The sequence below is a fragment of the Bradyrhizobium sp. CCBAU 051011 genome, from assembly GCF_009930815.1.
Classification (GTDB): domain Bacteria; phylum Pseudomonadota; class Alphaproteobacteria; order Rhizobiales; family Xanthobacteraceae; genus Bradyrhizobium.
Map to the genome: position 1 here is coordinate 6,394,976 of NZ_CP022222.1, position 9,223 is coordinate 6,404,198.

Here is a 9,223-nt window from a genome sequence, read left to right on the forward strand (position 1 = left end):
GCGCAGGCGGCTTTTCGGTCAGCGATTTATCGCAACGCCCTCGTCAGTCAGACAGGGGTAATCCGTTCGAAATGCTGATAGCGAAGCACCAGGTCGCGCCTATCCACTTCGAGCTCCGCCTCAAAACCTGCCGAGACCCCGAGATCTACGTAACGTACCCGATCTGGACCGAGACGGTCGTATCGCTGACGGGAGCGCTGGATCGTCATGGCTGCACCATCCACGAAGCAGGTATCGAGTGTGCGGCTCTGTCCGGCGCCGGCAGGTGTCCGGCGGATAGGGAAAGTGTTGCAGAAGGGGGTGACCGAAAGGTCGGGCTCCTCCGCGCCGTCGAGGTCGGGACGATGTTGGCCGTTAACGCGCCACCCGCTATCCGTCCGCTCAAGGGTGAGGTGAGCGTGCCCGACCGGGCCCCATCGCTCCACGTCCAACGATTGAGCCCGCCAGTCAGGCGTCAGTCTCCAGCGGTGGTCGAGGCGAAAGCCGCCGTCCTCCGCGCAGATTACGGTCGATTCCGCCAACACGGCATCAGCGGAAACGTGGAGCGCCAGCCGCTCCAGGCCGGTGACGTCCGTTCGGCGCCAGAATAGAATCTCGGATCCGTCTTGCACGATTGATCCTCGGATTGCACCCACACCGAGAACGGTTTTAGGCGATATCGGTTCCTGCAACGCAGCGGTCGGTGCGGGTTGCATTCGGGCTAATCTTACTCCGTCTGTGCTCGCGTGAATCGTGAACGGCTGATATGTCTGTCACTTGAACGGAAACAATATGGGAAAAGCTATGGCACGTGTGCGCTGTATCACCGAAATGGGCATGGGCGTCGACGTTCACGGTCGCGATGCCACCAAGGCCGCCAAGCGCGCTGTCTCGGACGCCATTCGCCACTCCAGTTTGGGCTTTTTCCGAATGCTGGGGAAGACCGCCAACGACATGTTCGTCGACGTCATGATCGCCGTGCCGGACCCGAGCGGAGTGGATACTGCGGCGGTCGCCAAGGAGTTGCCGTATGGCACCGTGAAGGTAACGGCGGTGAGTGGTGGGCTGGAAATTCCGGCCGAGAGCGGCAGTGACTCCATCCTGATTGCGAATGCCGCCGTGATCGTCAGTTTTGACGACGGCAAGACTGCCTAACCTCGTTCAGTGCCAATCAGGCCGGACGCCGACGTCCGCGCATTCAATGAGAAGACCTGGAGCACGTCATGACAACGCAAGACAGCAGCACCTATTGGAAGAGAGGGCGGGTTGAGTTGCGCGCCGCCGGATTCGATCCGGATCGTGCAGCGCAGACCAATGCAGTGGTAACGATCGCCAGCGCCTGGACCAACGCGCATCGCTGCAACAACCGCGTTCGCACTATCGCCGATCTCCTGGTGGAAATCCTTGCCGAGCGCGGCGGGCAGGGGCTGGTCGTCGGTGCGCCGGCGGTGTCGGATGCCTTGACGCAGGGCACGCCGACGGCTGGCTACAGCCTCGCCTCGCGCGACGTCGTCGCCGACTGCTTCGAGATCGGCCATTACGCTCATCATGGCGATGCCATGATCGTGATTTCCGGCTGCGACAAAACAGGAGCCGCCGCGCTGATGCCGCTGGCGCGCACCAATGCCTTCGGGCTCGTGCTCTATCCCGGCACCAGCACGCCCGGCCGCGTGTCGTTCGGGGCGTGGGCGGGCAAGGGCAACAATCTGACAATCATGGATTACGCCGAGGCGCGCGCCGCCAACGAGTCGGGCCGCCTGTCAGGCGAAGAGCTTTTGGAGGTCGAGCGCAACGTGATGCCAGGCAGCGGCACTTGTGGCGCGATGTTCACGGCCAACACCATGAGCACGATCGCGGAATCGATCGGCATGATGCTGCCGCGCGGCGCCTCTCATCCCGCCGATTACAACGCGGGCAGTGACATTCACGCCGACGTCCGCGCCCAGGCGCGCGCTTCGGTCGATGCGCTGTACCGGCTGATGGCGGCCGGCATCCGGCCGCGCGACATCATGACCGAGCGCGCGTTCGAAAATGCCATCAAGACCATCTATGCGATGGGCGGTTCGACCAACATGTATCTGCATCTGCTGGCGGTCGCGCGCGAGGCCCAAGTGCCGATCACGATCGAACGCATCCAGGCGGTCGGTGAGCGCGTCCCGCTATTGGCCAACCTTCAACCGCACGGTCCCTTTGCGATGGGAAGCCTGCATGCGATTGGCGGCGTGCCCGTGGTCATGAAGGAATTGCTGCGCGCCGGCTTCCTGCATGGCGATGTCATGACGGTGACCGGCAAGACGCTGGTGGAAAATCTCGCCGATGTTCCGACACTGGAGCAGCTACCGCCGCAGGAGATCGTTTCCCCGGTGTCGAAACCGCTCGCGCCGGCCAACAATCACATCAGCGTCCTCAAGGGCAATCTGGCGCCGGAGAGCTGTCTGCTGAAGCTCTCGGGCAAGACGCTCGAGAAGGGACAGTTTCGCGGCACTGCGCGCGTATTCGAGTCCGAAGCCGACACGATGGCCGCGATCCGCGCCGGTGAGATCGTGTCGGGCAACGTCATCGTGGTGCGCAATGTCGGCCCGGTCGGCGGGCCCGGCATGCCCGAGATGGTGATGCTGACCATCCAGTTGCAGGGGCGGGGGCTCGGCGAGGACGTGGCGCTGATCACCGACGGCCGCTTCTCCGGCGTCTCGCACGGCATCCTGATCGGCCATGTCTCGCCGGAGGCCGCGCGCGGTGGTCCGATCGCGGCGGTGCGCGACGGCGACACCATCGTGATCGATCCCGGCGCCCGGACCCTTACTCTCGAGGTGCCGGCGGAAGAGATCGTGCGCCGCATGGCCGACTGGCGCGCGCCGGCATCGGTGGCGCAGGTGCGGCCCGGCTCGGTGCACGACAAATACATCCGCCTGGTGTCATCGGCGCATTACGGGTGTGTATTGTAAGATCACAGGAATTTGGCAAAGGTCAGTTGTATTCTTGCCTTGCTACAATCTTATGTTCATGATCTGTTCTAATTTATCATGGACAAATTTGCAAGCTGTGGTAGTGGCCGGCTATTCCTCGCGACACTTCCGGACGCAGCCACGGCGGAGCGAATTCACCGGCTGGCCAGCGTGCTGAAGCGCGCTCATCGCTTTGACGGCAAGCTCATCGCATCAGACCGGCTGCACGTCTCGCTGTTCTCTCTCACCGGTTTGCCGGATCGCCAGATTTGCGCGGCGTGCGAGGCGGCGACCGATTTTCGGACGGAGCCGTTTGAGGTGTCGTTCGATCGGACGGCGAGCTTCCGGGGCGGGCCAGGCAATCGTCCCTTTGTGCTGGTCGGCGAGAAGGGACTACGCCGGCTGCAGTCATTTCGGCAGATGCTCGCTGCTGCGCTGACGCGAAGTGGTTTGAGACGGCTGGCCAACACGAACTTCACGCCGCATGTCACGCTGTTGTATGACGCGCGAAGCGTGGACGAGTACCCGGTCGAGCCGGTCGCCTGGACCGTCGCCGAGTTTGTGCTCGTCCATAGTATGAAGGGCCATCACCACCTCGAACGGTGGTGCTTGCGGGCATAACAGCCACCGGCTGCGAAGTGCGGCGGGAAGCTTCGCCCACCGCTAATTCTATGTGGCAAGCCGCTCGGTCATCTCTTCAATCGAGTTGAACAGATGCGTCGGTCCCGCGGCTTGCAGCGCAAAAGGGAGGGCATAGCCCCAGGCCACCGCGCCCGAATCCATCTCGGCGGCTTTCGCGGCCTCGATATCGCGGATTTCATCGCCGATGCAGATTGTCTCCGATGGCTTGACCCCAAGTTGCCGGGCGACGCGCCGGAATTTCCGGTGCTTGCCGAATATCGCGGCGCCGCAGTCGAAGCGGGTGACGAGAGTGGTGACGGGACCAAGCACTTGCCGGACAGAGGCCTCGCTGTCCGAGCTGACGATCGCGATCTGGATGCCGATGCGCTGAAGCTCGGCCAGCGTTTCCGGAATGCCTGAAAACAGCGAAGTTTCACCCGCCGCGGCGAGCTTGCGTTTTCGCATGTCGTTGACGATGGCCGGAAGCTGCCACGTGGATACGCCAAGCCGCGCCATGATTTCCCGCGCGGACAGCCCGCGCAAATCTTCTAGCTCCTCCGCCGTGACCGGTTTGAGATCGAAACGTGCGATCACGTCATGAAAGGAAGCGCGAAACCAGGGAAGCGTGTCGGCGAGCGTGCCGTCAAAGTCGAAGATGGCGAGGCGATAGCGTGTCATGGGAGATCGGCTTTCGGCGGGTTATTTGTCGTCGCCGCCGAAATAGGCTGGCTTGCCGGTGGTCCAGGTTTCGCCCCAGAGCTGGCCGCCGCCATCGACGGTCAGCGTTTCGCCGGTGACGAATTTGGCCGAAGGGCCGGCGAGGAAGGCGGTGGCTTCGGCGACTTCCCAGGGCGAGCCGACTCGCATCATCGGGTTCGAGCGCGGGTAGGCTGCGCGTGCCTCCGGCGTATAAACGCTCCAGCCCTCGGTCTCGATCGCGCCGGGCGCCACGCAGTTGACGCGGATGTTCAGCGGCGCCCATTCGACCGCGACGGCGCGCGACAGCCCGATCACGCCGCTCCGCGCCGCAATCGTGTGGGCGATGCCGTAGAGGCCGTGCGTCGTCACCACCACGATGTTGACGATGCTGCCGGGATGCTTGTGGTCGCGCCAGCGCTGCGCGGCGGCCTGCATCATGTACCAGGTGCCGTTCAGATTGGTGTTGATGACGGCATTCCAGCCCTTCACGGAAAAATCGATCGCAGCCTGCGGAAATTGTCCGCCGGCGCTGTTCACGAGGGCGTCGACGCGGCCTTGCGCAGCCCAGATCGCATCGAACAGGAGATTGACCGCATCGGGCTCCCTGATGTCGGCGACATGCGCTGACGCCTTGAGGCCACGCTCCGCCAACTGGGCCACGAGCGCATCGAGCTTGCCGCCGTCGCGCCCGACTACGGCGACATGCGCGCCCAATCGCGCGAATAACCATGCGATGGCGCGTCCTATGCCGCCGGCGCCGCCCGAGACGACGACGACTTGATCCTTCAGCGCGTCGCTTGCGAAGACCGTCGGATGAACCGCAAGCTCCGCGTCGGTGAGGCCGAGCTTCGATGGTGAAGGATGGTCAGTCATGGATCGGAGCAGGTCTTGTTATATGCGACATCAGCCGTACATTAGCCTGACAGCAGAAACCAAGCAAAAGAACGAGTTTAATGCCCGATCTCTCCGCTTTCCCAATCACCAAACGCTGGCCCGCCAAACACCCCGACCGTCTTCAGCTCTACTCGTTACCGACGCCGAACGGCGTCAAGGTCTCGATCATGCTCGAAGAGATCGGCTTGCCCTATGAGGTGCATCTGGTCGATTTCGGCAAGGATGACCAGAAGACGCCGGAATTCCTGTCGCTGAATCCGAACGGCAAGATCCCGGCGATCCTCGATCCCGATGGGCCCGGCGGCAAGCCGCTGGCGCTGTTCGAGTCCGGGGCGATCCTGCAATATCTTGCGGACAAGACCGGCAAGCTTCTGCCTGTTGATCGGGCGCGGCGATACCAGGCCATTCAGTGGCTGCACTTCCAGATGGGCGGCATCGGGCCGATGTTCGGCCAGGTTGGCTTCTTCCACAAATTCGCCGGCAAGGAATATGAGGACAAGCGGCCGCTCGAACGCTACGTGGCCGAATCGAGACGTCTGCTCGATGTGGTGGAGACGCGCCTTGCCGGGCGGCAATGGATTATGGACGACGAATACACCATCGCCGACATTTCCATGCTCGGCTGGGTGCGCAACCTGATCGGCTTCTATGGTGCGCGCGATCTCGTCGCGTTCGATACGCTGAAGCAGGTACCGGCATGGCTGGAGCGCGGGCTGGCCCGGCCGGCGGTGCAGCGCGGGCTCGAGATACCCAAGCGGCCTACTTGAGCAATTCGTAAAGGACGGGGTTATCAGCGCAGGCGCCGAAGCCGCATTCCAGCAGTGTCGTTACCACGTTCGCTGCCGCCAGCGCGATCACGAGCCACACCGCGATCTGGGCGAACGCGCCGCCGGTCGGCGGCAGTACGGCGCCGTCGTCCTTGAACTGCCGGTCGAACAGCATGACGACGGCAATCAGGATGATCGCGGCAATGAAGCCGATCAGCGCCCAGGTGTAATAATGATAGCCCAGCAACGCCGAACCATAGCCGGCGTCGCCGGGCAGGATGTGCAGCAGCACCTGCCGGGTCGACGCGACGGCGCCCACGACCGCCGCCAGCAGCGACATCGCATAATGGCTGGGGCGCGGGCCGAAGCGGATATTGAGGATCGGGCCGACGGCGAGCGCCGCGAACAGGATTCGCTGCAGCAGGCAGAGCGGGCAGGGAAGCTCATTCAGGATGAACTGCGCCGCATAGGCCGCCGCCAGCACCAGCGCGACCGCGTAGAGGCCGAGTGCGTTCAGCGTGATGGCGCGGGTCTGGGTCATGCGTCCCTCAGAACGACAGTTTCAGCGTATCGGTCGCGTGGTGCAGATAGGTCGCGGCGCATGCGATCATGACCCGCGCCAACAGGCCGAGTGCCAGCAGGCGCGGACCGCGCCAGGCGATCAGCATCGTGACGGCCACAGCCAAAAATAAAAGGGTGAATTCCATCGGCCATCCCGGGAACGAGTGATGCCACAATCTATGATAGATTCGCCGACGGGTTTGCAAAGAATCGATCTGCTTGCGGCGAAATCAGCGAGGCATATGAACAGGCGAGCCATTGCCACACGAATGTGATTGTCGTGCGCTGTCGCTCTATTCCATGCTGCTCCTCCCGCCCGGAGTAACCCGATGGCCACCGAAATTGCCCGCCCGGCCGCGCGTCATCAGCCGTGGTTCAAGATCCTGTATGTGCAGGTATTGATCGCGATTGCGCTCGGCGTGTTTGTCGGCCGGCTCTATCCACATTTCGGCAAGGAGCTTAAGCCGCTCGGCGACGGCTTCATCGCCCTGATCAAGATGATGATCGCGCCGGTGATCTTCTGCACGGTCGTGCATGGCATTTCGTCGATGGGTGACCTGAAGCGCGTCGGCCGAGTCGGGCTGAAGGCGCTGATCTATTTTGAAGTTGTTTCGACGATTGCGCTGGCGGTCGGCCTCATCGTCGGCGAGGTCCTCCAACCCGGCCGTGGCTTCAACATCGACCCGACCACAATCGATCCGGCGTCCGTCGCGACCTACGTCACCAAGGCAAAGGAAGAGGGTATCGTTGCGCATCTGCTTGCGATCATTCCCGACAGCTATTTCGGCGCGCTCGCCCGCGGCGATCTGTTGCAGATCCTGCTGATTTCCATCCTGTCCGGATTTGCCATCGCATTTCTGGGTGAGGCTGGCGAGCCGATATCCCGCGCCGTTGATCAGGCGGCGAAGATGTTCTTTGGCATCATCCGCATGATCGTGCGCCTCGCGCCGGTCGGTGCTTTCGGCGCGATGGCGTTTACCGTCGGCGCTTATGGTCTCGATTCGCTGTGGAATTTGATCGCGCTGATCGCGACCTTCTATCTCACCAGCATCCTGTTCGTGTTGATCGTTCTCGGTTCGATCGCACGGATATCCGGCTTTTCGATCATTCGTTTCATCGCCTACATCAAGGATGAACTGCTGATCGTGCTCGGAACCTCATCGTCGGAATCGGTTTTGCCGCAGATGATGCAGAAGATGGAGCATCTCGGCGCGTCGCGGCCCGTGGTTGGCCTTGTTATTCCAACCGGCTACAGTTTTAATCTCGACGGCACCAACATCTACATGACATTGGCTACGCTGTTCCTGGCACAGGCGACCAACACTCATCTGACGATCTGGCAGGAGCTCGGTATTCTCGGCATCGCCATCATTACCTCGAAGGGGGCATCTGGAGTCACGGGCGCAGGCTTCATCACGCTGGCGGCGACCCTTTCAATCGTACCTGACATACCGATCCAGTCGATCGCCATCCTGGTCGGAATCGACAAGTTCATGAGCGAGTGCCGGGCGCTAACGAACCTCATTGGTAACGGTGTCGCCTGCATTGTCATCAGCCGCTCGGAGGGCGAACTGGACGGTGACAAGCTGCATAAGGCAATGGCTCATCCGATCGAACTGGGAGAGGCGCTCGAGCGGGGCGCATCCACGAGATAACGAATCACTGGATCAACTTTGGCGGGGCTGGAATGACAAAACCCATCACCATCTACGGCATCAAGAACTGCGATACCATGAAGAAGGCGCGCGCCTGGCTGGACGATCACGGCGTGGCTTACGACTTTCACGACTACAAGCTTGCCGGCATCGCCAAGGACACGCTCAAGCAATGGTCCGACGACATCGGCTGGGAAACGCTGCTCAACCGCGCCGGCACGACGTTCAAGAAGCTGCCGGAGAGCGACAAGGAAGGCCTGAACGAGCGCAAGGCGCTGGCGCTGATGCTGGCGCAACCTTCGATGATCAAGCGCCCGGTGCTCGATCTCGGCGGCAAATTGCTGGTCGGGTTCAAGCCGGATATCTACGCCAAGGAAGTGGCGGCGAAGTCGCGCGGACGGAAGGTCTAATCGAATTCGAGCACATCGCCGGACGGAATGCGGCCGGGGGCACGGTGGAACAGATCGCGGTCGATGATGGTGCGCAGCGTCGGCACCGGCAGCTTGTCATTGCCCCGAATGAGGTTCTTGATCTCGAAGCCGCCGTCTTCGCTGATGGTCTTCAGCGAAGCGATGATATGGCTGACGCTATCCTTGTCGGCGAATGGCAGTAGCAGCCGCTCATAGGCGACGAGACGCCCGTAGATATCGTTCATGTCGGCGATGGTGTAGGCGGGAAGGCGGCGGGCGATGCACTCATAATAAACCGGCATCACCATCGGAGCGAGCCTTGCGCCGAGATACTCGTCGAGATAGCGCCCCTTGCCGGTGTTTCCATATGCCGTCGACATCCGCGTGCCGTCGCTCTGGATGGTCAGGCGCGGCGGCCGTGACTGGGCATCGACGGTATAGAACACCAAGTCCGGAAATTCGTCCTCCATGCGCGCCGGCCGGTATTCGGACATGCGCGGGATCGACTGGTTGCGGGCGTATAGTCGCAGCCAGGTATTGAGCAGGTCGCGCTGTTTGATCGATTTGACGACGGACGGTTGGGCGCTCTCAAATTCCAAGGCGACAATTCCTTGCTGTCTAAATCGCGTAGATGATGCGATTGCGGCGGAAATATTCTGGGAAAGCGGCTGATTGCAGCAGAACACCGTTAA

Annotated in this window: 12 protein-coding genes; 6 read left to right on the forward strand and 6 right to left on the reverse strand. The window is 62.0% G+C overall.

Translation table 11 applies throughout. From position 1 onward, the window contains the following. Window positions 1-47: 47 nt before the first annotated feature. The gene (locus ACH79_RS29970) at window positions 48-611 is read right to left on the reverse strand and encodes a putative glycolipid-binding domain-containing protein (RefSeq protein WP_161854150.1); all 564 of its coding nucleotides are present in this window, start codon (window positions 609-611) and stop codon (window positions 48-50) included. Window positions 612-783: 172 nt separating this feature from the next. Here ACH79_RS29970 and ACH79_RS29975 point away from each other — a divergent pair, with 172 nt between their 5' ends. The 3 genes from ACH79_RS29975 to ACH79_RS29985 all read left to right on the forward strand — a co-directional run bounded on the left by ACH79_RS29975 (window position 784) and on the right by ACH79_RS29985 (window position 3,545). Further along, complete coding sequence (locus tag ACH79_RS29975) at window positions 784-1,134, forward strand: Lin0512 family protein (RefSeq protein WP_161856644.1); 351 nt, start codon at window positions 784-786, stop codon at window positions 1,132-1,134. A 68-nt stretch (window positions 1,135-1,202) separates the two neighbouring features. Then, on the forward strand, window positions 1,203-2,924 hold the full coding sequence (locus ACH79_RS29980) for a dihydroxy-acid dehydratase (protein ID WP_161854151.1): 1,722 nt from the start codon (window positions 1,203-1,205) through the stop codon (window positions 2,922-2,924). A gap of 78 nt (window positions 2,925-3,002) precedes the next feature. Then, on the forward strand, window positions 3,003-3,545 hold the full coding sequence (locus ACH79_RS29985; protein WP_161854152.1) for a 2'-5' RNA ligase family protein: 543 nt from the start codon (window positions 3,003-3,005) through the stop codon (window positions 3,543-3,545). Window positions 3,546-3,593: 48 nt separating this feature from the next. Here the strand turns inward: ACH79_RS29985 and ACH79_RS29990 are convergent, their stop codons facing one another. Continuing rightward, window positions 3,594-4,223 (reverse strand): HAD-IA family hydrolase, encoded by a 630-nt coding sequence (locus tag ACH79_RS29990; protein ID WP_161854153.1) that lies wholly within the window; start codon window positions 4,221-4,223, stop codon window positions 3,594-3,596. 21 nt (window positions 4,224-4,244) lie between these two features. Beyond that, window positions 4,245-5,117, reverse strand: a complete 873-nt coding sequence (locus ACH79_RS29995; protein WP_161854154.1) for an SDR family oxidoreductase — start codon at window positions 5,115-5,117, stop codon at window positions 4,245-4,247. A gap of 80 nt (window positions 5,118-5,197) precedes the next feature. Between ACH79_RS29995 and ACH79_RS30000 the strand changes: the two genes are divergently transcribed. Further along, window positions 5,198-5,905: a glutathione S-transferase family protein gene (locus ACH79_RS30000; protein ID WP_161854155.1), complete on the forward strand. Its 708-nt coding sequence runs from the start codon at window positions 5,198-5,200 to the stop codon at window positions 5,903-5,905. Here ACH79_RS30000 and ACH79_RS30005 read toward each other — a convergent pair. Beyond that, entirely contained in the window at window positions 5,898-6,446 is a 549-nt protein-coding gene (locus ACH79_RS30005) for a disulfide bond formation protein B (RefSeq protein WP_161854156.1), read from the reverse strand. The genes ACH79_RS30000 and ACH79_RS30005 overlap by 8 nt on opposite strands. Before the next feature lie 7 nt (window positions 6,447-6,453). Further along, entirely contained in the window at window positions 6,454-6,612 is a 159-nt protein-coding gene (locus tag ACH79_RS43235) for a DUF5993 family protein (RefSeq protein ID WP_202639064.1), read from the reverse strand. Window positions 6,613-6,795: 183 nt separating this feature from the next. Here ACH79_RS43235 and ACH79_RS30010 point away from each other — a divergent pair, with 183 nt between their 5' ends. Further along, entirely contained in the window at window positions 6,796-8,121 is a 1,326-nt protein-coding gene (locus tag ACH79_RS30010) for a dicarboxylate/amino acid:cation symporter (RefSeq protein ID WP_161854157.1), read from the forward strand. Between the two features lie 32 nt (window positions 8,122-8,153). Further along, on the forward strand, window positions 8,154-8,531 hold the full coding sequence (locus tag ACH79_RS30015) for an ArsC family reductase (protein ID WP_161854158.1): 378 nt from the start codon (window positions 8,154-8,156) through the stop codon (window positions 8,529-8,531). On the opposite strand, the gene ACH79_RS30020 is transcribed toward ACH79_RS30015, so the two are convergent. Further along, window positions 8,528-9,130 carry a PAS domain-containing protein gene (locus ACH79_RS30020; protein ID WP_161854159.1) on the reverse strand — a complete coding sequence of 201 codons (603 nt, stop codon included), beginning with the start codon at window positions 9,128-9,130 and terminating at the stop codon, window positions 8,528-8,530. The genes ACH79_RS30015 and ACH79_RS30020 overlap by 4 nt on opposite strands. Between the last annotated feature and the right edge of the window lie 93 nt (window positions 9,131-9,223).